Source organism: Streptomyces sp. 3211.6 (assembly GCF_003634815.1).
Lineage (GTDB): Bacteria > Actinomycetota > Actinomycetes > Streptomycetales > Streptomycetaceae > Streptomyces > Streptomyces katrae_A.
Window position 1 is genome coordinate 1,754,661 of record NZ_RBXC01000001.1, and the last position, 25,933, is coordinate 1,780,593.

General features: G+C 73.4%; 24 protein-coding genes and 2 tRNA genes. 6 read left to right on the forward strand and 20 right to left on the reverse strand.

Going from position 1 to position 25,933, the window contains the following annotated elements; genetic code table 11:
* Nucleotide 1 precedes the first annotated feature (1 nt).
* The 12 genes from secD to pgsA form a co-directional block, all read right to left on the reverse strand.
* Nucleotides 2-1,804 carry a protein translocase subunit SecD gene (secD, locus tag BX286_RS08185; RefSeq protein ID WP_079425070.1) on the reverse strand — a complete coding sequence of 601 codons (1,803 nt, stop codon included), beginning with the start codon at nucleotides 1,802-1,804 and terminating at the stop codon, nucleotides 2-4.
* A 150-nt stretch (nucleotides 1,805-1,954) separates the two neighbouring features.
* On the reverse strand, nucleotides 1,955-2,392 hold the full coding sequence (gene yajC, locus BX286_RS08190) for a preprotein translocase subunit YajC (protein ID WP_079425071.1): 438 nt from the start codon (nucleotides 2,390-2,392) through the stop codon (nucleotides 1,955-1,957).
* Between the two features lie 164 nt (nucleotides 2,393-2,556).
* Entirely contained in the window at nucleotides 2,557-3,630 is a 1,074-nt protein-coding gene (ruvB, locus tag BX286_RS08195; RefSeq protein ID WP_079425073.1) for a Holliday junction branch migration DNA helicase RuvB, read from the reverse strand.
* Nucleotides 3,631-3,708: 78 nt separating this feature from the next.
* A complete protein-coding gene (gene ruvA / locus BX286_RS08200; protein ID WP_100865084.1) occupies nucleotides 3,709-4,335 on the reverse strand; it encodes a Holliday junction branch migration protein RuvA in 627 nt (208 codons plus the stop codon).
* Complete coding sequence (gene ruvC / locus BX286_RS08205) at nucleotides 4,332-4,868, reverse strand: crossover junction endodeoxyribonuclease RuvC (RefSeq protein WP_079425077.1); 537 nt, start codon at nucleotides 4,866-4,868, stop codon at nucleotides 4,332-4,334. The genes ruvA and ruvC overlap by 4 nt, the downstream gene beginning before the upstream one ends.
* A 130-nt stretch (nucleotides 4,869-4,998) precedes the next feature.
* Nucleotides 4,999-5,751 (reverse strand): YebC/PmpR family DNA-binding transcriptional regulator, encoded by a 753-nt coding sequence (locus BX286_RS08210; protein ID WP_079425079.1) that lies wholly within the window; start codon nucleotides 5,749-5,751, stop codon nucleotides 4,999-5,001.
* 57 nt (nucleotides 5,752-5,808) lie between these two features.
* Nucleotides 5,809-6,402, reverse strand: a complete 594-nt coding sequence (gene pdxT, locus BX286_RS08215) for a pyridoxal 5'-phosphate synthase glutaminase subunit PdxT (RefSeq protein ID WP_121014785.1) — start codon at nucleotides 6,400-6,402, stop codon at nucleotides 5,809-5,811.
* Nucleotides 6,403-6,413: 11 nt separating this feature from the next.
* The gene (pdxS, locus tag BX286_RS08220) at nucleotides 6,414-7,331 is read right to left on the reverse strand and encodes a pyridoxal 5'-phosphate synthase lyase subunit PdxS (RefSeq protein ID WP_079425083.1); all 918 of its coding nucleotides are present in this window, start codon (nucleotides 7,329-7,331) and stop codon (nucleotides 6,414-6,416) included.
* 181 nt (nucleotides 7,332-7,512) lie between these two features.
* Nucleotides 7,513-8,055 (reverse strand): hypothetical protein, encoded by a 543-nt coding sequence (locus tag BX286_RS08225; protein WP_079425085.1) that lies wholly within the window; start codon nucleotides 8,053-8,055, stop codon nucleotides 7,513-7,515.
* 21 nt (nucleotides 8,056-8,076) lie between these two features.
* Nucleotides 8,077-9,243, reverse strand: coding sequence for a glycosyltransferase family 4 protein (locus BX286_RS08230; protein WP_079425087.1), 1,167 nt, complete (start codon nucleotides 9,241-9,243; stop codon nucleotides 8,077-8,079).
* Nucleotides 9,240-10,145: a phosphatidylinositol mannoside acyltransferase gene (locus BX286_RS08235; protein WP_121014786.1), complete on the reverse strand. Its 906-nt coding sequence runs from the start codon at nucleotides 10,143-10,145 to the stop codon at nucleotides 9,240-9,242. Before BX286_RS08235 ends, BX286_RS08230 begins: the two co-directional genes overlap by 4 nt.
* On the reverse strand, nucleotides 10,145-10,807 hold the full coding sequence (gene pgsA / locus BX286_RS08240) for a phosphatidylinositol phosphate synthase (protein ID WP_079425091.1): 663 nt from the start codon (nucleotides 10,805-10,807) through the stop codon (nucleotides 10,145-10,147). Before pgsA ends, BX286_RS08235 begins: the two co-directional genes overlap by 1 nt.
* 254 nt (nucleotides 10,808-11,061) lie before the next feature.
* On the opposite strand from pgsA, the gene BX286_RS08245 reads away from it, so the two are divergent.
* The 3 genes from BX286_RS08245 to BX286_RS08255 all read left to right on the forward strand — a co-directional run bounded on the left by BX286_RS08245 (nucleotide 11,062) and on the right by BX286_RS08255 (nucleotide 15,640).
* Nucleotides 11,062-13,275, forward strand: a complete 2,214-nt coding sequence (locus tag BX286_RS08245; RefSeq protein WP_121014787.1) for an elongation factor G-like protein EF-G2 — start codon at nucleotides 11,062-11,064, stop codon at nucleotides 13,273-13,275.
* A 227-nt stretch (nucleotides 13,276-13,502) separates the two neighbouring features.
* Nucleotides 13,503-15,185, forward strand: coding sequence for a hypothetical protein (locus BX286_RS08250; RefSeq protein ID WP_100865187.1), 1,683 nt, complete (start codon nucleotides 13,503-13,505; stop codon nucleotides 15,183-15,185).
* 41 nt (nucleotides 15,186-15,226) lie between these two features.
* Nucleotides 15,227-15,640 (forward strand): DUF1992 domain-containing protein, encoded by a 414-nt coding sequence (locus BX286_RS08255; RefSeq protein ID WP_121014788.1) that lies wholly within the window; start codon nucleotides 15,227-15,229, stop codon nucleotides 15,638-15,640.
* Here the strand turns inward: BX286_RS08255 and BX286_RS08260 are convergent.
* The gene (locus BX286_RS08260) at nucleotides 15,637-16,197 is read right to left on the reverse strand and encodes an HIT domain-containing protein (RefSeq protein WP_079425099.1); all 561 of its coding nucleotides are present in this window, start codon (nucleotides 16,195-16,197) and stop codon (nucleotides 15,637-15,639) included. The two genes, BX286_RS08255 and BX286_RS08260, sit on opposite strands and share 4 nt — an antisense overlap.
* 78 nt (nucleotides 16,198-16,275) lie before the next feature.
* Nucleotides 16,276-18,252 (reverse strand): threonine--tRNA ligase, encoded by a 1,977-nt coding sequence (gene thrS / locus BX286_RS08265; protein ID WP_079425101.1) that lies wholly within the window; start codon nucleotides 18,250-18,252, stop codon nucleotides 16,276-16,278.
* A gap of 221 nt (nucleotides 18,253-18,473) precedes the next feature.
* On the opposite strand from thrS, the gene BX286_RS08270 reads away from it, so the two are divergent.
* Nucleotides 18,474-18,998: an N-acetyltransferase gene (locus BX286_RS08270; protein WP_079425103.1), complete on the forward strand. Its 525-nt coding sequence runs from the start codon at nucleotides 18,474-18,476 to the stop codon at nucleotides 18,996-18,998.
* 176 nt (nucleotides 18,999-19,174) lie between these two features.
* On the opposite strand, the gene BX286_RS08275 is transcribed toward BX286_RS08270, so the two are convergent.
* Together BX286_RS08275 and BX286_RS08280 are read right to left on the reverse strand one after the other, a co-directional pair.
* Nucleotides 19,175-20,401 (reverse strand): hypothetical protein, encoded by a 1,227-nt coding sequence (locus BX286_RS08275; protein WP_079425105.1) that lies wholly within the window; start codon nucleotides 20,399-20,401, stop codon nucleotides 19,175-19,177.
* Nucleotides 20,401-20,979 (reverse strand): DUF4365 domain-containing protein, encoded by a 579-nt coding sequence (locus tag BX286_RS08280; RefSeq protein ID WP_079425107.1) that lies wholly within the window; start codon nucleotides 20,977-20,979, stop codon nucleotides 20,401-20,403. The genes BX286_RS08275 and BX286_RS08280 overlap by 1 nt, the downstream gene beginning before the upstream one ends.
* A gap of 236 nt (nucleotides 20,980-21,215) precedes the next feature.
* Between BX286_RS08280 and BX286_RS08285 the strand changes: the two genes are divergently transcribed.
* On the forward strand, nucleotides 21,216-21,941 hold the full coding sequence (locus tag BX286_RS08285) for a 3'-5' exonuclease (RefSeq protein WP_079431609.1): 726 nt from the start codon (nucleotides 21,216-21,218) through the stop codon (nucleotides 21,939-21,941).
* Between the two features lie 71 nt (nucleotides 21,942-22,012).
* On the opposite strand, the gene BX286_RS08290 is transcribed toward BX286_RS08285, so the two are convergent.
* Together BX286_RS08290 and BX286_RS08295 are read right to left on the reverse strand one after the other, a co-directional pair.
* A tRNA-Val gene (locus tag BX286_RS08290) sits at nucleotides 22,013-22,084 on the reverse strand.
* A gap of 38 nt (nucleotides 22,085-22,122) precedes the next feature.
* Nucleotides 22,123-22,596 carry an SRPBCC family protein gene (locus BX286_RS08295; RefSeq protein WP_079425109.1) on the reverse strand — a complete coding sequence of 158 codons (474 nt, stop codon included), beginning with the start codon at nucleotides 22,594-22,596 and terminating at the stop codon, nucleotides 22,123-22,125.
* Between the two features lie 165 nt (nucleotides 22,597-22,761).
* On the opposite strand from BX286_RS08295, the gene BX286_RS08300 reads away from it, so the two are divergent.
* Complete coding sequence (locus BX286_RS08300; RefSeq protein WP_121014789.1) at nucleotides 22,762-25,284, forward strand: SCO7613 C-terminal domain-containing membrane protein; 2,523 nt, start codon at nucleotides 22,762-22,764, stop codon at nucleotides 25,282-25,284.
* Nucleotides 25,285-25,348: 64 nt separating this feature from the next.
* Here BX286_RS08300 and BX286_RS08305 read toward each other — a convergent pair.
* Both BX286_RS08305 and BX286_RS08310 read right to left on the reverse strand, forming a co-directional pair.
* Nucleotides 25,349-25,420 (reverse strand) — tRNA-Val (locus tag BX286_RS08305).
* 57 nt (nucleotides 25,421-25,477) lie between these two features.
* Nucleotides 25,478-25,915: a TIGR02611 family protein gene (locus BX286_RS08310; RefSeq protein WP_079425111.1), complete on the reverse strand. Its 438-nt coding sequence runs from the start codon at nucleotides 25,913-25,915 to the stop codon at nucleotides 25,478-25,480.
* Between the last annotated feature and the right edge of the window lie 18 nt (nucleotides 25,916-25,933).

The following is a 25,933-nucleotide window of genomic DNA, read 5'->3' on the forward strand; positions in this document are numbered from 1 at the left end:
CTCACGCCTCCTTTGCGTCGACGGGGGCGGGGACGGGGCCGGTGCGGCGGGACCGGCGCAGCGGCGGCTTGGCGCCGAGCCGCTTCGGGTCCAGCCCGGACCACGGGTGACCGCTGGAGAAGAACTTCGTCCGCGCCAGCAGGGTCATGACGGGCTTGGTGAACAGGAACACCACGACCACGTCGAGCAGGGTGGTCAGACCCAGCGTGAAGGCGAAGCCCTGGACCTTGCCGACGGTGACGATGAAGAGCACCGCGGCGGCGAGGAACGACACGAAGTCGGAGACCAGGATCGTGCGCCGGGCGCGCGGCCAGGCGCGCTCGACGGCCGGACGCAGGGTGCGGCCCTCGCGGATCTCGTCACGGATGCGCTCGAAGTACACGATGAACGAGTCGGCCGTGATGCCGATGGCGACGATGGCGCCGCAGACGGCGGGCAGGTTCAGGGCGAAGCCGATGCCCTTGCCCAGCAGCGACATGATCGTGTACGTGAGGACCGCGGACACCATGAGGCTGACGATCGCGATGAAGGCCAGACCGCGGTAGTAGACCAGCAGGTAGATCACGACGAGGACCAGGCCGATGGCGCCGGCGATCAGGCCGGCCTTCAGCTGCTCCCCGCCGAGCGCGGCGGTGACGGTGGTGACGCTGTCCTCCTGGAAGGACAGCGGCAGGGCGCCGTAGGAGAGCATGTTGCCCAGGTCCTGCGCGGACTGCTGGGTGAAGCCGCCGGAGATCTCGGCGTTGCCGCCGGTCAGCGCCTGGCTGACGGACGGGTCGGAGATGACCTTGCCGTCGAGGACGATCGCGAACTGGTTCTGCGGGGCCTGCTTGGTGGCCAGCTCACCGGTGATCTTGGCGAACTTGTCGGCGCCCTTGTCGGTGAACTGCATCTGCACGATCCACTGACCGCGCTGCTGGTCGATGACGCCCTTGGCGTCCTTCACGTCCGTGCCGGCGACCTGGGCCGGACCGAGAATCCACTTGCCCCACGCGCTGCCGCGCTGGCCGCAGGCGACCGTCGGCTCTTCGGGCTTGGCGCCCTTGCCGGCGGCGGCGCGCTGGTCCTCCTTGGTGCAGTCCAGCGCGGCGAACTTCGCCTGCAGGTCGGCCACGGCGGGGTCGACCGGCGGGGTCGGGACGGGGGCCGGGGCCGAGGCGGAGGGCGTGGCCTTGCTGTCGTCTGCCTTCTTCGACTCGCTCGCCGAGGGCGAGGGAGTGGGGGTGCCCGGGGCCTTGAGGGCCTCGCTGAGCACACGGCCCTGGGAAGTGGCGCTGGACGACGGGGTGGCCGGAGCGGAGGGCTTGGAGCTTCCCTCGGCCTTCGGAGCACCGGACCCGCCCGCGGAGGGGCTCGGGGACGCGCTCGGCTTGGTCTCGGGGGCGGCGGGGGCGCCGTCCGCGAAGGCGAGCACGGGGCGGAAGTACAGCTGGGCGGTGGTACCGACCTGCTCGCGGGCCTGCTGCTCGTTCACCCCCTTGGGGATGTTCACGATGATGTGGTCGCGGCCCTGGGTCTGGACCTCGGCCTCCGTGACGCCGAGACCGTTGACACGGCGGTCGATGATGCCGACGGCCGTGTTCATGTTGGTCTCGTTGACCGCGTCCGGCTTGCCGGGCTCGCTCTTCGCCTTGAGCGTGATGCTCGTACCGCCCGCGAGGTCGATGCCCAGACGGGGGGTGGTCTGATGAGAGAGGAACATCCCCGCGGTGAGCGCCACCATCGCGATCAGGATGAAGGCCAGGGCGCGCCCCGGCCTCCCCTGAGCCCCCGTGGGCCGCCGGCCCTTCTTCGGTGCTGCCACCTTGTCGTATCTCCCTGTCCAACCGTCGCGCGCCGGGTCAGCGCGCGGACGGCCACGAAATGTGTGGTGGGGACCCCTGCCCCCCGCAGAAGTTCACTGCGGGAACCGCGGCGGATGCCGGTCGGGCACCACCGCGGTCCCTGCCCGGCGCTACTTGGCGCCGGGCTCGCCGTCGGTCTTGCCGTCCTTCGGCTCGTCGTCGCCCTTGGGCTCGTCCTTCTTGCCGAGGTCGAGCTTGGGGGCGTCGCCCCCGGTCAGCGAGGAGGCGTCGTCGGGGACGACCGGAGTGTCCTCCGGGGTCTCGGTGATGCCGTGGACGATGCGGTTGTACTCCTCGTCCTCCAGCACGGCGCCGATCGCGTTCTTGGCGTAGATCGCGTGGACGCCGGGGGCCACCTCGAGGGTGACGGTGTCGTCACCGATCTCCTTGACCGTGGCGTACATGCCGCCGATGGTGCGGACGCCGGTACCGGGCGCCATGTGGTCACGCATCTGCGCGGCCTGCTGCTGCTTCTTCTTCGCGGAGCGGGTCATCAGGAACATCGCCCCGATGAGCACGATGAACGGGAGGAGTGTCACGAGATTCACGGGACGGAGATCCTTCGCACGACCGCCCGGGAGACGGCCTTTTTCTACGGGGGTGGGCACGCCGACCCGAAGGGTCGGCATCGGCGGAGTCTAGGCGAGTCAGCGCCGATGGAACAACGCCCAGCATGGCACCGCAGTTCCTGACCGGTCGAACCTCCGCGCCGTCAGACCCCGAACAGGCCCTGTTGTCCGCTTGATCCGCCGCCCGGGTGCTGTGGGGGAACAAGTCCCAGGTGAGCCCATGCGGCGGGGGTCGCGACCCGGCCCCGCGGCGTACGGGCCAGCAGGCCCTCGCGCACCAGGAAGGGCTCGGCGACCTCCTCGACGGTCTCGCGCTCCTCCCCCACGGCGACGGCGAGGGTGGACAGCCCGACGGGGCCGCCGCCGAACAGCTTGAGCAGGGCCTCCAGCACGGCCCGGTCCAGCCGGTCGAGGCCGCGCGCGTCGACCTCGTACACCTGGAGGGCGGTGGCGGCCACCTCGCGGGTGATCACCCCGTCGGCCCGGACCTGGGCGTAGTCGCGGACGCGGCGCAGCAGGCGGTTGGCGATGCGGGGGGTGCCGCGGGAGCGGCCGGCGATCTCGGCGGCGCCGGCGGTGTCGATCTCCACGTCGAGGAGGCGGGCGGAGCGGTGGACGACGCGCTCGAGCTCCTCGGGGGCGTAGAACTCCATGTGGCCGGTGAAGCCGAAGCGGTCCCGCAGGGGCGGGGGCAGCAGGCCGGCGCGGGTGGTGGCGCCGACGAGGGTGAACGGGGGCAGCTCCAGCGGGATGGCGGTGGCGCCGGGGCCCTTGCCGACGATCACGTCGACGCGGAAGTCCTCCATGGCCATGTACAGCATTTCCTCGGCGGGCCGGGACATGCGGTGGATCTCGTCGAGGAAGAGCACCTCGCCCTCCTGGAGGGAGGAGAGGATCGCGGCGAGGTCGCCGGCGTGCTGGATGGCGGGGCCGGAGGTGATGCGGATGGGCGCGCCCATCTCCGCGGCGATGATCATGGAGAGAGTGGTCTTGCCGAGGCCGGGCGCGCCGGAGAGCAGGACGTGGTCGGCGGTGGCGCCGCGCTGGCGGGCCGCCTTCAGGACGAGGTCCAGCTGCTGGCGGACCTTCTCCTGGCCGACGAACTCGCCGAGGTCCTTGGGGCGCAGGGCGGCCTCGACGGCGGTGTCCTCGCCGTCGGCCGCGGCGGCGACCAGGCGGTCGGGCTCGGGGGTGTCGGTTTCGTCGTCCCAGTTCACGGGGTCAGTCTGCCTTCTTGTTCGTACCGGCTGCGGTGGCTGCGGTGCGCCGCTGCGCGCCCGCGCAGCGGCGTCCCGTCACCGGGCCCGGTTCAGTGACTGGAGGGCGGCCCGCAGCAGCTGGGGGACGGGGGCCGAGCCGCCGGCGGCGAGGGCCGCCTCCGCCTGCGGCGTCACCGCCGAGACCGCGTCCTCCGCCTCCCGCGAGGCGTACCCGAGGCCGATGAGCGCCGCCGTGAGCTGTTCCGTCCACGGCGCGGGGCCGGAGGCCACGGGGGCCCGCTGCGCGCCGACCACGGCGGAGGCCGAGCCGAGCTTCCCCTTGAGCTCCAGCAGCAGCTTCTGCGCCCCCTTCTTGCCGATCCCGGGTACCGCCATCAGCGCCTTCTCGTCCCCCGACTCGACGGCCAGGCGCAGCGCGTCCGGGCTGTGCACCCCGAGCATCGCCTGGGCCAGCCGGGGCCCGACGCCGCTCGCGGTCTGGAGGAGTTCGAAGACCTGGCGTTCGTCGTCGTCCGCGAAGCCGTACAGGGTCAGGGAGTCCTCACGGACCACGAGCGAGGTGGCCAGCCGGGCCGGCTCGCCGACGCGCAGGCCGGCGAGGGTGGCCGGGGTGCACTGCACGGCCATGCCCACTCCCCCGACCTCGATCACGGCCAGGGCGGGGCTGAGCGCGGCGACCGGGCCGCTGACGAAGGCGATCATCTCGTACGGCCTTTCAAGGCGGAGGCGTGCTGGGCTACCGCCTGCTGGAGGCGGTTCTGGGCGGGGGCCCGCCAGATGTGGCAGATGGCGAGGGCCAGCGCGTCGGCGGCGTCGGCCGGCCTGGGCGGTTCGGCGAGCCGGAGCAGCCGGGTCACCATGGCCCCGACCTGTGCCTTGTCGGCCCGGCCGCTGCCGGTGACGGCGGCCTTGACCTCGCTGGGGGTGTGCAGGGCGACGGGTATCCCCCGGCGGGCCGCGCACAGCATGGCGACGGCGCTGGCCTGGGCGGTGCCCATCACCGTGCGGACGTTGTGCTGGCTGAAGACCCGCTCCACGGCGACGAACTCCGGCCGGTGCTCGTCGAGCCAGTCCTCGATGCCGCGCTCGATGGCGACGAGCCGGTCCCCCAGCTCCGCGTCCGCGGGGGTCCGTACGACCCCGACGCCGATCATGGTCAGGGGCCGTCCGGCGACCCCCTCGACCACGCCGACACCGCACCGCGTCAGCCCCGGGTCCACACCCAGTACGCGCACCGTGCCCCCCCCCTCGTCCGGTCATCGCTCGCCTGTCCGTGCAGGCTATCCGCCCGCACTGACAATGCGACGGCGGGCCGACAGGGTGTGTCCTGTCGGCCCGCCGTCGCGAGCGGTGCGAGTCGGCCGACTAGGCGTCGACCTTCTCCATGACCTCGTCCGAGACGTCGAAGTTGGCGAAGACGTTCTGCACGTCGTCGCTGTCCTCCAGCGCGTCGATCAGCTTGAAGATCTTGCGCGCGCCCTCTTCGTCGAGCTCGACCTGCATGGTCGGGACGAAGCTGGAGTCGGCGGAGTCGTAGTCGATGCCGGCCTCCTGGAGCGCGGTGCGGACCGCGACCAGGTCGGTGGCCTCGCTGATGATCTCCCAGGTGTCGCCGTTGTCGTTGACCTCTTCGGCGCCGGCGTCCAGGACCGCGCCCAGGACGTCGTCCTCGGTGAGGTCGGCCTTGGGCAGCAGGATGACGCCCTTGCGGTTGAACAGGTACGAGACCGAGCCCGGGTCGGCCATCGAGCCGCCGTTGCGGGTCATGGCGACGCGGACGTCGGAGGCGGCACGGTTGCGGTTGTCGGTGAGGCACTCGATGAGCACCGCGACACCGTTCGGGCCGTAGCCTTCGTACATGATCGTCTCGTAGTCGGCGCCGCCGGCCTCGAGGCCGCCGCCGCGCTTGACCGCGGAGTCGATGTTCTTGTTCGGGACCGACTGCTTCTTGGCCTTCTGGACGGCGTCGTACAGCGTCGGGTTGCCGTCGATGTCGGCGCCGCCCATACGGGCCGCGACCTCGATGTTCTTGATCAGCTTCGCGAAGAGCTTGCCGCGCTTGGCATCGATCACGGCCTTCTTGTGCTTCGTCGTAGCCCATTTAGAGTGGCCGGACATCCGCCTGTCTCCTTCGCGTAACCAACAGTGTTCGTCTCAGATCTTACCGGGACCTGATTACAGCGCCGCGCGCACCATGTCGACGAAGTACGCGTGGACTCGGTCGTCGCCGGTCAGCTCCGGGTGGAACGAGGTGGCCAGCACGTTGCCCTGGCGCACGGCGACCGTGTGGCCGTCGTACGTGGCCAGGACCTCGGCGGAGGCGCCGACCGACTCGACCCAGGGGGCGCGGATGAAGACGCCCTCGACGGGGCCGTCCGCTATGCCCGCGAAGTCGATCTTCGCCTCGAAGGACTCGTTCTGACGGCCGAAGGCGTTGCGGCGGACGATCATGTCGATGCCGCCGAGCGTCTCCTGGTCGTCACGGCCGTCGAGCAGCTTGTCGGCCAGCATGATCATGCCGGCGCAGGTGCCGTAGACGGGCATGCCGGCGCGCACGTGCTCGCGCAGCGGCTCCAGCATGCCGAACAGGACCGCGAGCTTCGACATGGTCGTGGACTCGCCGCCGGGGATGACCAGCGCGTCGACCTCGGCGAGCTCCTCGGGACGCCGGACCGGCCTGGCCACGGCGTCCGCCGCGGCCAGGGCGATCAGGTGCTCCCGTACGTCGCCCTGGAGCGCCAGGACACCGATCACGGGGGGGTTGCTCATCGTGGGGTGCCTTACCAGCCGCGGTTGGCGTAGCGCTCGGCCTCGGGGAGGGTGTCGCAGTTGATGCCGACCATGGCCTCGCCCAGGTTGCGGGAGGCGTCCGCGATGACCTTCGGGTCGTCGAAGAAGGTGGTGGCCTTCACGATGGCGGCGGCGCGCTTGGCCGGGTCGCCGGACTTGAAGATGCCGGAGCCGACGAAGACGCCCTCGGCGCCGAGCTGGCGCATCAGGGCGGCGTCGGCCGGGGTGGCGACGCCACCGGCGGAGAACAGGACGACGGGGAGCTTGCCGAGCTCGGCGACCTCCTTGACGAGCTCGTACGGGGCGCGCAGCTCCTTGGCGGCGGCGTACAGCTCGTTGTTGTCGAAGCCGCGCAGCTTGGCGATCTCGTTCTTGATCTGGCGCAGGTGGCGGACGGCCTCGACGACGTTGCCGGTGCCGGCCTCGCCCTTCGAACGGATCATGGCCGCGCCCTCGGCGATGCGGCGCAGGGCCTCGCCCAGGTTGGTGGCGCCACAGACGAAGGGGGTGGTGAAGGCCCACTTGTCGGAGTGGTTGACCTCGTCGGCCGGGGTCAGGACCTCGGACTCGTCGATGTAGTCGACGCCGAGGGACTGGAGCACCTGGGCCTCGACGAAGTGGCCGATGCGCGACTTGGCCATGACCGGGATGGAGACGGCCTCGATGATCTCCTCGATCATGTTCGGGTCCGACATGCGGGCCACGCCGCCGTCCTTGCGGATGTCGGCCGGAACCCGCTCCAGGGCCATGACGGCCACGGCGCCGGCGTCCTCGGCGATCTTCGCCTGCTCGGCGTTGACCACGTCCATGATCACACCGCCCTTGAGCTGCTCGGCCATGCCGCGCTTGACGCGGGAGGTGCCGATGGCCGACTCAGCGGACTGGGGGGAGGTGGGAAGCGTGCTCACGGGTTGACCTCACTCGAAACGAACTCGAAAGGGAGACGGGTACTACTCGGCAGAGACAACCCCACCGACCAGTCCACTACAAGGGCCAATATGGAGCCGGTGGCTCTTTGATTTGTCCCCGGCGGCCCTGGTGGACCCCCGTTCGGCCCCGTGGCGGGCTCCACGGCACCCGCCGGCCCGCTCAGACGGGACGGTCCGCGAGGTCGGCCGGCGGCTCGTCGTCCATCTCGAAGGCCAAGGGGAACGGCGCGTGTCCGGCCAGCCGGAACCAGCGGACCTTGCGGTGCCTGCGCAGCGCGCGGGCGGCCCGTACGGCGTCGTTGAGGAAGCGCCGGGCCATCGGCACCCGGCGCACGGCGGCGGCCAGTTCCTCGGCGGCCTCCACGCCTCCGGGGGCGGCCTTGAGCACCTCCACCTGGTCGGCGTCGGCGAACACCGCGCGCAGCGCCTGGCTGAGCTCGCTCTCGGCGACCTCCCGGTGCTCCTCCTCGGCCTGCCGGGCGGCGTGCGCGGCCTCGAACAGCACGAGGGAGGAGGCGGGGTCGAGCGCCCCCGAGGTGGCCACCTCCAGGACGACGGAGGCGCGGCGCACGAGCTGCGCGTCCAGGGCGGCCCGGGCGGCGTCCATCCGGGTGTGCAGCCGGTCCAGCCGCCCGGCGGTCCAGCTGAGGTAGACCCCGACGACGGCGAGCGCCACCGCGATCCAGACAAGGTTTTCGATCACGGGCGGCGACACTACCGGAGGCTAGGGGGTGTCCCGGGAGAAGCCCAGGCGGGTGCGCAGCGGGACGCGTTCGTCTGCGCCCACGGCGGCCGCGCCGTCGGTGACCGTCTCGTAGACGGCCAGGATGTCCGCGCCCACCGTCGACCAGTCGAAGCGGCGGACGTGGGCCGAGCCGCGGGCGCTGAGCTCCGCGCGCCGGGCCGGGTCGCGCAGCAGGGCGATCGCCGCGTCCGCCAGGGAGTCGGCGTCCTCGTTCGCGAAGAGTTCCCCGGCGGCACCCTGGTCCAGTACCTGCGCGAAGGCGTCGAGGTCGGAGGCGAGGACGGCCGCCCCGGCGGACAGGGCCTCGACCAGGATGATCCCGAAGCTCTCGCCGCCGGTGTTGGGGGCCACGTACACGTCGACGCTGCGCAGCAGCCGGGCCTTGTCCTCGTCGGAGACCATGCCGAGGAACTCCACGCGGGAGCGGAGCCCGGCGGGCAGGGAGGCGACGGCCTCCTCCTCGTCGCCGCGGCCGGCCACGAGGAGCCGTACGTCGGGGCACGCCTCCACGATGCGCGGGAAGGCAGCCATGAGCACCGGCAGGCCCTTGCGCGGCTCGTCGATGCGGCCGATGAAGCCGAGGGTCTGCCCGCCCCACTCCGCCTTGGGTTCGGCCTTCGCGAAGAAGTCGACGTCGACGCCGTTGGGGATGACCACGGCGTCCCCGCCGAGGTGCTCGACGAGGGTGCGCCGGGCGTACTCGCTGACCGCGATCCGGGCGCTGATCTTCTCCAGCGCCGGCTGGAGGATCGGATACGCCGCGATCATCGCCCGGGAACGGGGATTCGAGGTGTGGAACGTGGCCACGATGGGCCCCTGCGCCGCCCAGCAGGACAGCAGCCCGAGGGAGGGGGAGGCCGGCTCGTGGATGTGGATGACGTCGAAGACGCCGTCGTGCAGCCAGCGCCGGACGCGGGCCGCCGACAGGAAACCGAAGTTCAGCCGGGCCACGGACCCGTTGTAGGGCACCGGCACGGCCCGGCCGGCCGAGACCACGTAGGGCGGCAGCGGGGTCTCGTCGTCGGCGGGGGCGAGGACCGACACCTCGTGGCCCAGCCTGATCAGGTGTTCGGCCAGGTCGCGGATGTGGAACTGGACGCCGCCCGGTACGTCCCAGGAGTACGGGCAGACGATGCCGATCTTCACTTCGGGCGCTCCTCCAGGTCCTCGAGCCACAGCCGCTGGAGCATGTGCCAGTCCTCCGGGTGCTCGGCGATCCCCGAGGCGAAGGCGTCGGCCACCACCTGGGTCATGGTGGCGGTCTTCTCGGCCCGGGTCCCCGATGCGGGCACGGCCACCTCGGGGTGGATCCGGCCGTACATCCTGGGCGCGTCCCCGTAGTACAGGGTGACCGGCAGCAGGGCGGCCCCGGTCTGCTGGGCCAGCAGCGCGGGCCCGGCGGGCATCCGGGCGGTGGCGCCGAAGAAGTCCACCTCAACCCCGGAGGAGGACAGGTCCCGGTCCGCGACCAGGCAGATCAGTCCGCCGGCGCGCAGCCGGCGCGCGAGGGTGCCGAAGGCGGCCCCACCGCTGTGCGGCAGGACCTCCATGCCCAGGCTCTCCCGGTAGGCCACGAAACGGTCGTAGAGGGATTCGGGCCTCAGCCGCTCGGCGACCGTGGTGAAGGGGACGCCGACGTGCCCGGTGACCCAGGCTCCGGCCAGGTCCCAGTTGGCCAGGTGCGGCAGGGCCACGATCACGCCGCGGCCGGAGGCGAGGGCCTCGCGCAGGATGTGGTCGTCCTTTATCGAGACGTCCGTGCCGAACCGCCGGGGGTCCATGGCGGGCAGCCGGAAGGACTCCATCCAGTAGCGCATGTACGAGCGCATGCCCGCCTGCGAGAGCGCGCGCAGGCGCTCGGGCCCGGCGTCGGGCACCACCCGGGCCAGGTTGGACTCCAGGCGCAGCACGCTCTTGCCCCGCCGCTTCCAGGCCACGTCGGCGATCTTGCGGCCGAGGGCCGCCGCCGCCGGCTCGGGCAGCTTCTTGACGCCCGCCCAGCCCAGCCCGTACAACCCGTCGACCAGCTTGTCCTTGGCGCCGGCCATCAGTGCGCGCCGCCCTCGGCGGGCGCCGCCGCGTCGGCCTCGGCGGCCTCTCGGCGTACCGTGACCACCCGCTGGACCAGCGTGACGAGCGAGCCCGCCGCCACCACCCACAGGGCGATGGGCAGCAGCACGCCGATCCAGGAGGGCACCCCGAAGGTCTGCAGCCCGGACAGACCGGCCGCGACCAGCGAGATCACCAGGCGCTCGGCGCGTTCCACGAGCCCGTTGACGGCCACGGGCAGGCCGATCGCCTCCCCGCGGGCCTTGGTGTACGAGACCACCTGGCCGCTGGCCAGGCAGAAGATCGCCACCGCGCACAGCACGTTGTCGTTCCCGGAGCCCGCGTACCAGAGCGCGAGGCCGCCGAAGATGGCGGCGTCGGCCACCCGGTCGAGGGTGGAGTCGAGGAACGCGCCCCAGCGGCTGGAGACCCCGGCCTGGCGGGCCATGTTCCCGTCCACCAGGTCGGAGAAGACGAAGAGGGTGATGGTGATCGTGCCCCAGAAGAACTCGCCCCGGGGGAAGAAGACCAGCGCCCCGGCCACCACGCCGGCGGTGCCGATCAGCGTGACCGCGTCCGGGCTCACCCCCCGGCGGAGGAGAAATGCGGCGAACGGCGTGAGAACACGCGTGAAGAACGCACGCGCGTACTTGTTCAGCATGGCCTTCCCAGAGGGTCGCTGGGCCGCGCGGCCACATCGGCCACCGGCTGGCCCATCGTAGCCAGCACCCCGGGTGCGGGGCGCCCCGCACCCTCCGGTTCGCCGGGCGCAATGCTTCGGCCACCCCCTGCCGGGTGCGTCTTCACGCCGCCGTCCGTGACCGGTACGACGTATGGACGCAGTGTGACGCCAGTGCAAAGCTCGAAGGACCCCGATCACCCTCCTTCACCGCGACACCGGGAGGCACGAGCACCATGGGACCCACATCACACCAAGCCGGGGCCGCCGGCAGGGCACTGACGGCCGACCGCCCCGACTCCGTGCGGAACGTCGTGCTGGTCGGCCACAGCGGCGCCGGCAAGACCACCCTGGTCGAAGCCCTGGCCCTGACCGCGGGGGCCGTGAACCGCGCCGGACGGGTCGAGGACGGGGGCACGGTCTCGGACTACGACGAGATCGAGCAGCGCCGCCAGCGTTCCGTCCAGCTCTCCCTGGTCCCCGTCGAATGGGCCGGAATCAAGATCAACCTGCTGGACACCCCCGGATACGCCGACTTCGTCGGGGAACTGCGGGCCGGTCTGCGCGCCGCCGACGCGGCCCTCTTCGTGGTCTCCGCCGCCGACGGGATCGACGGGGCGACCCGGATGGTCTGGGACGAGTGCGAGGCCGTCGGCATGCCGCGCGCCATCGTCGTCACCCATTTGGAGGCAGCGCGCTCCGATTACTCGCAGATGGCCTCCGTGTGCGGCGAGATCTTCGGCGCCGACGACCCGGACGCCGTCATCCCCCTCTACCTCCCCCTGCTCGCCGCCCCCGGGCCCGACGGCCACTCCCCCGTCACCGGCCTGCTCGGCCTGCTCTCCCGGCGCGTCTACGACTACAGCTCCGGCGCACGCGCCGAACGCGACCCGGACCCCGCCGAGCTCGCCCTCATCGAGGGCGCCCGCGCCCGCCTCATCGAGGGGATCATCGCCGAGAGCGAGGACGAGACCCTCATGGACCGCTACCTCGGCGGCGAGAACATCGACGTCAAGACCCTGGTCGACGACCTGGAGCGGGCCGTCGCCCGCGGCACCTTCCACCCCGTCCTGATGGCCGCCCCCGCCGCCGACGGCGCCCGCCAGGGCCTGGGCACGGTGGAACTCCTCGAACTGATCACCGGCGGCTTCCCCACCCCCGCCGAACGCGCCCCCCTCACCGTCACCGCCCCCGACGGCAGCCCGCGCCCCGACGTCGTCTGCGACCCCGCCGGGCCGCTCCTCGCCGAGGTCGTCAAGACCTCCTCCGACCCCTACGTCGGCCGCGTCTCCCTCGTCCGGGTCTTCTCCGGCACCCTGCGCCCCGAGGAGACCGTCCACGTCTCCGGGCACGGCCTGGCGGACCGGCTCCACGAGGACCGCTCCCTCCACGAGGCGGACGAGCGGGTCGGCACCCTCACCTCCCCCTTCGGCAAACAGCAGCGCACCCTCGGCACCTGCATCGCCGGCGACCTCGCCTGCGTGGCCAAACTCACCCGCGCCGAGACCGGCGACACCCTCTCCGCCAAGGACGCCCCCCTGCTGATGGAGCCGTGGGCGATGCCCGAGCCGCTGCTCCCCCTCGCCATCGAGGCGCACAGCAAGGCCGACGAGGACAAGCTCTCCCAGGGCCTGGCCCGGCTCGTCGCCGAGGACCCCACGATGCGCCTGGAGCAGAACCCGCACACCCACCAGCTCGTCCTGTGGTCCCTCGGCGAGGCCCACCAGGAGGTCGCCCTGGAACGGCTGCGCACCCGCTACGGGGTCCAGGTCGACCCCGTCCCCCACAAGGTCAGCCTGCGCGAGACCTTCGGCGCCAAGGCCGCCGGGCGCGGCCGGCACGTCAAGCAGTCCGGCGGGCACGGCCAGTTCGCGATCTGCGAGATCGAGGTGGAACCGCTCCCGCCCGGCAGCGGCATCGAGTTCGTCGACAAGGTGGTCGGCGGCGCGGTGCCCCGCTCGTTCATCCCGTCCGTGGAGAAGGGCGTACGGGCGCAGGCCGCCCGCGGGGTCGCGGCCGGCTACCCGCTGGTCGACGTACGGATCACCCTGCTCGACGGCAAGGCGCACTCGGTGGACTCCTCCGACGCCGCCTTCCAGACGGCCGGCGCCCTCGCCCTGCGCGAGGCCGCCGCGCAGACCGCCGTCCAGCTGCTGGAGCCCGTCGCCGAACTCGACGTCGTGGTCCCCGACGAGTACGTGGGCCCGGTCATGAGCGACCTGGCCGGCCGGCGCGGCCGCGTGGTCGGCACCGAACAGGCCGAGCCCGGCCGGACCCGGGTGCGCGCGGAGGTCCCCGAGATCGAGATCGGCCGCTACGCAGTGGACCTGCGGTCGGTCACGCACGGCACCGGCCGGTTCGGCCGCGGCTACGCCCGGCACGAGCCGATGCCCCCGCACCTTGCGGACAAGGTTCGCGAACAGGCCGAGAAGGGAAGCCCATTGACCTAGGAGTCATGGCGCTCACCCTGCGCTCCGGTCACCGCCCACCCAACCCGCTTGCGGTGGGCGGTATTTCCCTGTCCCATGACCATGGGGACGGCCGCGCCGTTAGGCTTTTCGGCGCGACGCGGAGCACAACGGTCCGCAACACGCACGACGGCACGACCAGCACAACGGCACAACGGCACAACGGCACAACAGGCAAAGAGCACAGTGGCACGGCGATGGGGGCAGCGGTGGCGGACGACGGTTTCGACTTCAGGCCCGGGGCACAGATCCCCCTCCAGGGGGGCGGCGGCCAGACCGCGGCGACCAACGCACTCGCCTCCGCCGCGTACCGCGACGGCGGCAAGGACACCAAGCTCAAGGACATCCTCGGGGCCAACAGCGAGAACCACCCGGCCTCGGTGAAGGACCCGAAGATCTCCCTGTTCGAACCCAACCTCGGCGAGGCCTTCTGCCGCGCCGTCGAGGCCCGCACCCTGGGAGCCGGCCGCAAACCGCTCATCCAGTCCTTCGGCGCCGACCCGCAGACCGTCGTGGAACACTGCCTGGCCGCCTCCCGCATCCGCAAGGAGCGCGACCGCCGGCTGCGCCTGATCATGCTGGTCTGCGGAGTGGTCTTCCTGCCCGGCCTGCTGATGTGGCTGGGGCTCTTCCAACTGCGCAAGACCCTGGCCAAGGGCGAGGGCAGGAAGACCAGCTGGATCGGCACCGCCCTGCTGGTCGCCGTCGCCCTCGTGGCCGCCGTCCTGCTCTACCGGGTGGTCTACCGCCAGCCCGGCAGCGGACTGCTGGAGCTGTACCTGCTCGGCGCCATCGTCGCCCCCGTCCTCGGCTGGTACGGGGCCCGCCGGATCTGCGAGCGGACCGCCGCCGACCTGCGCTCCCGCTGGGACGGCCTGCTCGGCGGCGGGGGCGTGGTCACCGCCAAGATCCCGGAGGCCGTCCCCGGCAACCCGGACGAGAAGGCCCGCGAGGACCTGCGCCACCAGCTGGCGAAGCTCACCGCCGAGGACCGCAGCAACTCCGTCTTCTACGCCGGCCCCAAGGGCATCCTCGGCATGGGCACCCGCTGGGGCAGCTGGCAGATGGCCGAGGAACTGACCCCCAAGACCGAGGGCCACGACATCCACCCCTTCCGCAGCTGGGACGTCATACGCGCGATCGACACCGAACTGCGCAAGCTGGAGCGCGGCCCCCTGCACACCGGAGGCTTCCCGCCCGCCTCGATCCAGCACTGGATCGTCACCCCCGTCGGCGAGGGCGCCGCCGAGGTGGCCCGGCCCGGCGGCGAGGACGTGGACACCTTCATGATCAAGCCGCACGAGATCACCCGGATCTGCAACGAACAGCAGTTCAGCGCCGGCAACCGGCACTACCTGGGCATCCAGTGGCCGCTGTGGGACGGTCAGCTCGTCATCACGATGCTGGTCACCGTCACCGTGCTCTACAAGACCCTGCGCGTGGACGTCACCGCCCACGCCCTGGGCCCCGTGCACGGCCTGTTCACCACCAAGTCCAAGCCCCCGGTCGTCGAGGTCCCCAAGTCCATTCGCTTCTGGGAGACGGTGGAGCGCCCGCTGCCCCTGGTGGACGCGAGCGAGGTCGTACGCCTCGCCGTGCGCGCCCCCCTGACCTGGTACCCGCCGCTGCTGGACTACTTCGGCGGCAAGCTGGTCCTGCCCGAGCCCTTCGGCCTGCGGCACGTCTGGGCGAGCTCGATGTGGCGCCACCGCTTCATGGCGGACGACGCCCTGCGCACCGTGGCGCCGGTCCTGCGCGCGGTGCACGCGGCGGCCTTCAGGGTGCTGGACGAGAACGGCGTGGACACGTCGGCCTTCACCAACCGCTCCTCGATCATGAACGGCCTGATCCAGGAGCCGGCCCCGCGCAAGGCGGACGTCTACGACGCGTAGGTAGGCTGGAGGGGTCCGATCCGCCCCGGGGAGGTGCCGCCGTGACCGAGCGCAAGCCGCCCGGAGTCAGCTTCGAGTCCTTCGTGGACCGGCAGATCAGAGAGGCCGCCGACCGGGGCGACTTCGCCCGGCTGCCGGGCCTGGGCAAGCCGCTGGCCTCCCTGGACGCCCCGTACGACGAACTGTGGTGGATCAAGGGGAAGCTGCACCGCGAGGGCTGCACCCCGCTGCCGCCCTCGCTGGCCCTGCGCAAGGAGGCCGAGGACGCGCACGAGACGGCCCTGGCGGCCCCGACCGAGCGCCGGGCCAGGGAGGTCCTGGCGGAGGTCAACGAGAAGATCCGCACCGCGCTGCGCCGGCCCCCGCCGGGACCGCCGCTGGGCATCGCCGAGTTCGACGTGGAGGCGGTCCTGGCGGAGCGGCGGGCGGCCCGCGCTTCGGGAGAGACGGCCTAGTCGTTCGGCCAGGCGTCGGAGAGCATCTGGCGGGTGTCCGCGAGGAGCTGCGGCAGGACCCGGGTGTGGCCGACGATCGGCATGAAGTTCGTGTCCCCGCCCCAGCGGGGCACGATGTGCTGGTGCAGGTGCGCGGCGATGCCGGCGCCGGCGGCGGAACCCTGGTTCATGCCGATGTTGAAGCCGTGCGCCCCGGAGGCCTTGCGCAGCGCGACCATGGCCCGCTTGGTGAGGTCGGCCAGCTCGGCCGTCTCGGGGCCGTCGAGCTCGGTGTAGTCGGCGACGTGCCGGTACGGGACGACCATCAGGTGGCCGCCGTTGTACGGGTACAGGTTCAGCACGGCGTAGACGTGCTTGCCGCGCGCGACGATCAGGCCGTCCTGGTCGGACATCTCCGGAATCCCGCAGAAGGGGCAGCCGTCCCCGGCCTCCGGGCCGGTCGGCTTGTTCTCGCCCTGGATGTAGGCCATCCGGTGGGGCGTCCACAGACGCTGGAACCCGTCGTGCGTACCCACACCGTTCTGCTGCTCCGGCTCAATCGTCATAGGACGCAGCATATGACCTTGCCCCGGCGAACGAGGAAGGCCCCCGGAAAGTGATCAGCGGGTGATCGCTCCGGGGGCCTTCGGGCCGGGTCAGACCTGGACGCGGTCCGCGACGACCTTGGCCAGCTTCGCCAGCGCCTCGTCCTTCGGGATGCCGTTCTCCTGCGAACCGTCGCGGTAGCGGAAGGAGACGGTGCCCGCGGCCATGTCCTCGTCGCCGACGATGATCATGAACGGGACCTTGAGCTTCTGGTGGTTGCGGATCTTCTTCTGCATCCGGTCGGAGGAGGCGTCCACCTCCACCCGCAGGCCCTGCTTCTTCGCCTCGGCGGCGAACTCCTGCAGGTACTCCACGTGCCCGTCGCCGATCGGGATGCCGACCGCCTGGACCGGGGCCAGCCACGGCGGCATGGCGCCCGCGTAGTGCTCCAGCAGCACCGCGAAGAACCGCTCGATCGAGCCGAACAGCGCGCGGTGGATCATGACCGGGCGCTGGCGGGAGCCGTCCGGCGCGGTGTACTCCAGGTTGAACCGCTCCGGCAGGTTGAAGTCCAGCTGCACGGTCGACATCTGCCAGGTGCGGCCGATGGCGTCACGCGCCTGCACGGAGATCTTCGGGCCGTAGAAGGCCGCGCCGCCCGGGTCGGGGGTCAGCGGGAGGCCCTGCTTCTCGGCGACCTGCTGGAGGACCGCGGTGGCCTCCTCCCAGACCTCGTCCGAGCCGACGAACTTCTCCGGGTCCTTGGTGGACAGCTCCAGGTAGAAGTCGGTCAGACCGTAGTCGCGCAGCAGGTTCAGCACGAAGGTGAGGGTGCGGTCGAGCTCCTCGGCCATCTGCTCACGGGTGCAGTAGATGTGCGCGTCGTCCTGGGTGAAGCCGCGGGCCCGGGTCAGGCCGTGGACCACGCCGGACTTCTCGTACCGGTACACGGTGCCGAACTCGAACAGGCGCAGCGGCAGCTCACGGTAGGAGCGCCCGCGCGCGTCGAAGATCAGGTTGTGCATCGGGCAGTTCATGGGCTTGAGGTAGTAGTCGGTACCACCGTCGAGCTGCATGGGGGGGTACATGCCCTCCGCGTACCAGTCCAGGTGGCCGCTCTTCTCGAAGAGGGCGCCCTTGGTGGCGTGCGGGGAGTAGACGAACTCGTAGCCCTCCTCCTCGTGCCGGCGGCGCGAGTAGTCCTCCATGGTCCGGCGGATGATGCCGCCGCGCGGGTGGAAGACGGCGAGGCCGGAGCCGATCTCGTCCGGGATGGAGAAGAGGTCGAGCTCGTTGCCGAGCTTGCGGTGGTCGCGCTTCTCGGCCTCGGCGAGGAAGTCGAGGTGGGCCTTCAGCTCGTCCTTCGAGGGCCAGGCGGTGCCGTAGATGCGCTGGAGCATCGGGTTCTTCTCGCTGCCCCGCCAGTAGGCGGCCGCGTTGCGCATCAGCTTGAACGCCGGGATGTTGCGGGTGGTGGGCAGGTGGGGACCGCGGCAGAGGTCCTTCCAGCACAGCTCGCCGGTCTTGGCGTCGAGGTTGTCGTAGATGGTCAGCTCGCCGCCGCCCACCTCGACGTTCGCGCCGTCGTCGGTCGACGCGGAGCCCTTGATGCCGATGAGCTCCAGCTTGTACGGCTCGTCCGCCAGCTCCTCGCGCGCCGCCTCGTCGGAGACCACGCGGCGGGCGAACCGCTGCCCGCGCTTCTGGATCTCCTGCATCTTCTTCTCGATGGCCTTGAGGTCATCGGGGGTGAAGGGGCGGGCGACGTCGAAGTCGTAGTAGAAGCCGTCGCGGACCGGCGGGCCGATGCCCAGCTTGGCCTCGGGGAACAGCTCCTGCACGGCCTGCGCCATGACGTGCGCGGTCGAGTGGCGCAGGATGTTCAGGCCGTCCTCGGAGGAGATCTCCACCGGCTCGACGGTCTCCCCGTCCTGGACCTCGTAGGAGAGGTCCTTCAGCTCGCCCGCGACGCGCGCGGCGATGACGGTGCGCTCGGCGGCGAACAGCTCGGCCGCCGTGGTGCCCGTGGTCACCACGCGCTCGTCCCGCTCGGAATCGCGTTGGATGATCACACGGACGTCTGACACCGGTTTCTCCTGAACTCTGGGTGCCCGCCCCGGCGGCAGCCGGGCGGGAAAGCGCCGGTGGTTCCGGCGCGTGTGAATCGTACCGAGCGGAGTGGCCGCGCCGCTAAACGGTTGTTCCGGGTCCCGCGGCGACGGCGGCGGGAAAATGCCGGGGCCTGGCGCCGGGGGCGCGGGTAGCGTGGCCGGGCCTCGTCCGCCGCGCCCCGAGGGGATCCCCGCCCATGCCGAACCCGTACGTCCGTCCGCTGGACCTGGCCGACGAGGCGACGGCCGTCGCCGTGCACCGGATCGGGCGGGCCGCGTACGCCGTGGAAGCGGAGCTGATCGGGTTCGACGGGATCCCCGCGCTGGGCGAGAGCCTCGACGACATGCGGGGGCGGGGGCTGGAGTGGCTGGGGGCGGTCGGCCCGGACGGGACGATCGCCGGGTTCCTGGCCTGGGAGGACCCGGGGCCCGCCGGCCCCGTCGGCCTCGACCGGCTCTGCGTGGACCCCGCCTGGTTCCGCCGGGGGGTAGCCTCGCTGCTCCTGCGGCACGCGCTGGGGGAACTCTTCCCGGACCGGACGGTCGAGGTCGCCACCGGCGCGGACAACACCCCGGCGGTGACCCTGTACGAACGCCTGGGCTTCGTCCGGGGCGCCGGCTTCTCCCCGGTCCCCGGCCTGCGGATGGCCTCCTTCACGCGCACCCCCGCACACCCCGGCGCCGGCCCGGCGGACACCCCCCGGGGCGGGCGCGAGCAGTAGCGCCGGGCGCCGGAGGGCGTGGCCTGCGGCGTCCGGCGCCGTGCGCCCCGGGGCGGAGGGCCGCCCGCGGACCGGACGCACTCGGGCGGTCCCGGCCACGCGGCGGGGCGCGGCGCCGGGCGTCGCGGGCCGGGCAGGTCCTCCGGAACACGCCCCGGCTCCCCGCCGGGGGCGGCTCAGTCGTCCGAGGGGAGTACGTCCTCGGGGTCGAAGGCCGCGTCCAGGGACTTCATCAGCCGGTCCCGCTCCACCTCGTCCAGCGGGACGGGGGTCACGTCCGCGGCGTCCGTCAGCCGGCGGAAGCCGCCGCGCCGCGAGAGGCGGCCGCTGATCCGGACCGGGAGGCCGGCCAGGTGGGCGTGGACGGCGATCCGGTACGCCTCCTCCCCCAGCGCGGCCCGTACGTAGGGGACCTCCGCCCCGGCCAGCACCCGCAGCCGGACCGTCCCCCCGCCCCCCGCAGCCGCCCGCCGCATCCGCACCACCGCCCCCGCCAGCCGCACGGCGACGGCCGGCTCGGACCGGGTGTAGCGGGCCGAGGCCTCGCGGAGCACGGGCAGGTCGCCGGGCGAGAACTCCACCGGCTCAGGCCGCGCCGCGCACCCGGCGGGGACCCCGGCCGCGGGGGCCCAGGCCAGCGCGATCCGCGCCCCCTCCGAACCGTGGACGAGGGCGATCAGCGCGTCGGCGAGCTCCCGGCTGACGCCGGCCGCGACGGCCGCGTCGAAGGCTTCCATGCCGCCGGTGGCCCGCTGGTAGTCCACCGCCTCGCGGGCCGCGTGCAGCGCGTGGTGCAGCCTCGTGACCAGCCCCCGCCCGCCGTCCACCGGCACGTACGCGGCCAGCCGCCGCCCGTCCGGGCCGGGCCCCACCAGCACCCGGTCCAGGGCCCGTTCGGCCTGCGCCCGGTGGCGGGCCCCGTGGTAGCCGGCGCGGGCCCGTTCGGCGAGGGCACCGGCCAGCAGCAGCCGGCGGGCCGCCGAGCGCAGCCGTTCCTGCGCGGTCCAGGCGGCCTCGCCCTGGAACCCGTACGGCGCCTCGGGTACCTCCCGCTCCCAGCGGACCTCGTCGCTGGGCACGCTCAGCCCGAACAGCACCTCCCGCGCCGACGCCAGCCCGCTGCGCGACAGGGCGGTCAGGGCCTCCTCCAGCAGGTCCGCGCAGTCGGGGAAGGTCCGGGTCTCGGGGACGAGCAGGCTGGTGCCGCCCTGCCCGGGCGGGGTCCAGCGCCCGTACCGGCCCGCCGCGCCGCCGCGCCGCAGCCAGCCGTGCCGGTGCAGCAGCGCACCGAGGACCCGGGGGTCGACCTCCGCGGGATCGGGGGTGCCGGGCAGGGCCGGCCGCACCGGCGGCAGCGGCAGCGGTGCCGGGCGCGGCTCCGGGCGCGGTGCGTGACGGTCCATCAGGGTGTCCCTCCCGACCCGACCCGGGTCATGATCTCGCACAGCGCCCGGTCGTCGAAGATCCGCGCGGTCGGGATCCGTACGGTGGTCCGGCGCCGGCCGGTCACCGGGTGCCCGGCGAGGTTGGTCCAGTAGCAGCAGTGCCTCAGGTCGAGCCGGTCGTGCCCGGCGCTCAGCCACTGCTCCCGCTCCCGCGGTACGAGCATCACGACGAGGATCTTGTGCACGGCCACCGGGGTGCGGGCCAGCTTCACCAGGTGCTCGTTGTCGAGGGTGAAGCCGAAGCTGGGCCCGGCCGGCCGCGGCGGGACCTGGTAGGTCGCCTTCAACTGCACCTTGATGGTGACCTCGTCGTCGACGACGTGTTCGGGCGCGCCGTGGCTGACGTGCCAGTCGACGCCGTTGTCCGGGAACGGCTGGGACAGCGAGCAGCCGGCGGCGGCCGCGACGGCGTGCAGGTATCCCACCTGGAGGGTTTCCATGCAGGCGGTGGTGGCGAGCGTGCCGCGCAGCGGACCGGTCCTCGCTCCGGTGTCCGCGTCCAGCACCCCGCCCGGTTCGGGCTGCGCGAGCGCCATGGCCGGCTCCCCATGCCTTCCGGGCTCTGCCGTGCGTGTGGTGGTGGTGTGTCGACGTGCGGGGTGACGGCCGGTCACGTGTACGACCCCCCAGGTGAGTTGTCTCCGCACCCGGCTCGGCGCAAACGGCGTACGGGGCAAACAGCCCGGGTATCACGGAATCGGCGGGGGCGGCAGGTCCCGGGGCGGTGGCGCCCGGTACGCCCCGTCTGCCGATCGGGGACGAGGAGTTCGCCATGACACGCTGGTACGAGGGGCCGCTGGCCGCCTTCGACACGGAGACCACCGGGGTGGACGTCGAGCAGGACCGGATCGTGTCCGCCGCGCTCGTCGTGCAGGAGTGCGCGGGCGGCCGGGTGCGCGCCACGCGCTGGCTGGTCAATCCCGGCATCCCGGTGCCCCGGGGTGCCACGGAAGTGCACGGCCTGACCGACGAGCACCTTCAGCGCAACGGCCGCTGGCCGGCGCCGGTGGTGGAGGAGATAGCCCGCGCGCTGAGCGAGCAGCAGATGGCGGGCCGGCCGGTGGTGGTGATGAACGCGCCGTTCGATCTGACGCTGCTGGACCGGGAGTTGCGCCGGCACCGGGCGTCGTCGCTCGCGCGGTACCTGGACGACCGGCCGCTGACGGTGCTGGATCCGCGGGTGCTGGACAAGCACCTGGACCGCTACCGCAAGGGCCGCCGGACGCTGACGGACCTGTGCGCGCACTACGGGATAGAGCTGGAGGGGGCGCACGACGCCTCGGCAGACGCGATGGCCTCGCTGGAGCTGGTGCGGGCGGTGGGGCGGCGGTTCGCGGCGCGGCTGGAGCGGCTGACCCCGGCGGAGCTGCACCAGCTCCAGGCGGTGTGGCACGCGGCGCAGGCGCGCGGGCTCCAGGCGTGGTTCGCGCGGCAGGGCACTCCGGAGGCGGTGGATCCGCACTGGCCGCTGCGCCCGGAGGTTCCGGCGGCGGCCTGAGCGGGCCCTGGCGGACGGGGCCGTGGAATGCGGAAGGCCGGTCCGTCGTCAGACGGACCGGCCTGTCCCGGTGGGCGATACTGGGATCGAACCAGTGACCCCTTCGGTGTGAACGAAGTGCTCTCCCGCTGAGCTAATCGCCCGGGAACGCACTGAACAATACAAGAGCCTCGGGGTCTGTTCAAACCGCTTCGGGCGGGGCGGTCAGCCTGGCCGCGAGGCCGCGCCGTCCGGCCCGCATCATCAGCGCGTGGTTGAGCCGCAGGGCGGGCCGTCCGGCGAGCGCGAACCGCCGCAGCAGCGGGGCCCGTACGTCGACCTCCTGCTCGTAGACGGCCCGGGTGCGGCGGGCGCCGGGGCCGCCGCGCGGGCGTACGGTCCACCGCGCCCAGCCTTCGAGGTCCCCGTCCAGTGCCACTTCCAGGACGCCCCGGGCGGGGGCGCGCAGCAGGCCGGTGAGGGTGACGTGGATCTCGTAGGGGAGGACGGAGCGGATCACGGCGGTCCCGGACTGCGCGTCGGTCTGCGCGACCCGGCGGACCTGTGGCCACCAGCCGGGGTAGTGCCGCGGGTCCTCCAGCAGGGAGTAGACGAGGGCGGGCGGGGCGTCGAGGTCCCACACGCTGCGGAAGCTGTAGTGCGTCCAGCGGGGCATGTTCCCAGTCTGGACCTCCGCCCGGCGGCGCCGGGGCGGTTTTCCGTGAAGGCCGCCCGGGACGGGGAACGGGTGGGATGCGCCGGGCGGCACCGCGGGTACTCAGGGGCGATCTGAGTACGCCCGCCCATGTCCTGACGGCGTGACGGGCGCCACACTCCGGGCATGGACACACCTCTGCCGCCGGCCCGCGAGCTGGCGCTCATCGACGCCGAACTGGCCCGACTGGACGCCCGGCGGCTGCACTTGCTGGCCCGCCGGGACTGGCTGCTGCGGCTGCTGTGGCAGCCGGGCGGGGTGCAGCCGGGGCCGGGGGCGGGTGCCTTCGGCCCCGCCGGGGCTCCGTTCGCCCCGCCGGCCTCTTCCGGCGCTTCCACCCCTTCCGCCCCGCCCGAGTCGAAGCCGAGTGCCCAGAACGTGCTGTTGGTACTGGGCGCGGTCCTGCTGGCGGTGGCCGCCCTGGCGTTCACCCTGTTCAGCTGGGGTTCCCTGGGCATCGGGGGCCGCTCGGCGGTGCTGGGCCTGGTGACGGCGGCGGCGCTGGCGGCGCCCGCCGTGCTGCTGCGGCGGGGGCTGCGCTCGACGGCCGAGGCGGTGACGGCGGTGGCGCTGGCGCTGACGGTGCTGGACGCGTACGCGCTGCACGCGGCCGGCCTGCCCGGCAGCGACGGTCCCGCCTACGCGGCGTGGGCGGCCGCGGTGCTGGCGGCGCTCTGGGCGGGGTACGGGGCGGCGCTGCGCGGGCTGCGGTCGGCGCCGCTCGCCGCGGTGGGGGCGGCGCAGCTGCCGTTGCCGCTGGCGGCGGCCGCTGCGGGGGCGGACCTGACGGGTACGGGCTGGGCGCTGCTGGCGACGGCCGCGCTGGACGCGGTGGCGGCGGTGGCGGTGGTCCGGCGGGCGGTGCGGGTGCCGGCGTGGGTGGGCTCGGGGGTGCTGGGCGGGTCGGCGCTGGCGGCGGGGCTGGCGGGTTCGCTGGCGGAGCCCGGGGCGGCCGGTCCGGCGCTGCTGCTGGCGGCGGGGGCGCTGCTGGGCGTGGCGGTGGCCTGGCGGGAGCCGCGGGCCGTGGCGGCCTCGGTGGCGGGGGGTCTGGCGGCGGTGTCGGCGGTGGGGGCGCTGGTTCCGGCCGGGTGGGCGGACGTGTGGTGGGCGGTGGCGGTGCGGGTGGCGGCGGGGGTCGCGCTGGTGGCCGCGGTACGGGTGGACGCGCTCCCGGCGGCGGTGCGGCGCGGGCCGGCCCTGGCGGGGGCGGGGGTGGCCGCCCTGGGCGCGCTGGCGGGGCTGCCGGTGGTGGCGTGGCTGCTGGCGGCGCGGCTGGCGGTGCCGGCCGAGGTCTGGTCGGGGTCGGCCCCGCGCCCGGAGGGGCCGGGGGCGGGGCTCGCGGTGACGCTGCTGCTGGCGGCGGGGGCCTTCGTCCTCCTCCCCCGGCTCCGGGCGGGCGGACCCGGGCCGTCCGGAGCCGGGCCCCGCGGGGGGTACGGCCCGGCGGCCGCCGGGCCGGGCGCGGATACCGCGACGGCGCCGGGCGCTGCGCAGGCCCCGGCGGGCGGGCCGTCCCGCCGGAGCGCGGTGGGCCTGCCGGGTCCGGCCGCCCGGGCCGGGGCGGTGGTGTGTGCGTGGGCCGGGCTGTTCGTGGCGGCCGCGGGGGCGGGGCTGCCGGGGGCGGTGGGGCTCGGGGTGGAGCTGGCGCTGGCGCTCGCGGCCGGGGCGGTGGCCTTGCGGGCCGCGGAGCCGGCCGTCGCGTGGGCGGCCGGCTGGTGTGCGGGGGCGGGGGCCTTCGGGGTGTCCCTGGCGGCTCTGGACGGCCGTGCGGCCACGTTGGCGGTGTTCGGGGTGCTGGGTGCCGCAGGCGCGCTCGGAGCGGCGTACGGGGGCGCTCGCGCGGCGGTGCGGGGCGTCTGCGCGGTGGCGGCCGTCGGGTACGCGGCGGCGACGGTGGTGGCGCTGGGCGCGCTGGGCGGCGTGGCGCCCGCCTGGACGGGGGTGGCGGTGGTGGCCCTTCCCTCGGCGGTGGTGGCCTTCGGGCCGGCGCTGGGGACGGTGCGCGTCCCGGCGGAGGTCTCCGCGGCGGGGGCGGGGGTGCTCGGGGTGGTCCTGGCGACCGGTGACCTCCCGGTGCTGGCGCTGGTGCTCGCGCTGGGCGGGGCGCTCTGCGCGGCGGGGGCGCTGCGGGCCGACCGGCGGGGGCTGGGTCCGGCGGCGGGGGTCCTGGGCGTGGCGGCCGTCTGGGTGCGGCTGGCGGCGTCGGGGGTGGCGGTGCCGGAGGCGTACGCGCTGCCGGCGTCGGCGGCGGCCCTGGCGGTGGGGCTCGTGCGCCGCCGCCGCGACCCGGAGGCCTCGTCCTGGGCGGCGTACGGCCCGGGTCTGGGGGTGGCGCTGCTGCCGAGCCTGGCCGCCGTCTGGGGGGACCCGTACTGGCCCCGCCCGCTGCTGCTGGGGCTGGGGGCGCTCGCGGTGACGCTGGCGGGTGCGCACCGGCGGCTGCGGGCGCCGTTGCTGCTGGGCGGGGTCACCCTGGCGGGGGTCGCGGTGCACGAGCTGGCCCCGTACGTGGTGCAGGTGGCGGGTCTGCTGCCGCGCTGGGTGCCGCCGGCGCTCGCGGGAGTGCTGCTGCTGGCGGTGGGGGCGACGTACGAGAGGCGGCTGCGGGAGGCCCGCCGGCTGCGCGAGGCCTTCGGCCGGCTGCGCTGAGGGGCGGGCGGGTACGGCAGAGGCCCCGGAGACTCTTGCGAATCTCCGGGGCCTCTGCTCCGGGTGGGCGATACTGGGATCGAACCAGTGACCCCTTCGGTGTGAACGAAGTGCTCTCCCGCTGAGCTAATCGCCCGGGCACACCGCAAACATTACCGCATGTCAGCGGTGCTCCATGACCACCTCCGGACGATCACTGGTCCTTGAGGTTCCACGGCAGGGTGAAGCCGTACTTCCAGAGGTAGAAGCCGACCAGCGCGCCCGCGATGACCAGGCCGGCGCTGGTGAGGATGATGTTGCGGCGCCGGACCTTCGGGTCGAGGGCCTTCTGCGCGGCCTCGGTGACCTTGCGCTTGGTCCAGCGCAGGACGAGGTGGGCCCACGCGAACTCGGTGGCCCAGATCGCCAGGCCGGCGAAGATCGCGACCCAGCCGGGCCCCGGCAGGACGAGCATCGCGATGCCGGCGCCGATGACGACCAGGCCGACGACGAAGACGCCGACCTGCCAGCTCAGGTGCAGGCTGCGGTTGGCCTTGATGAAGGCGGGCGCCTTCGAGACGTGCGGCGCTTCCTCGGCGGCCGTCTCGCCCGTAGCGGATTCGTTGGTTCCGCGGTCACTCCCCGTATCCATGGCACCGAATCTACCGGA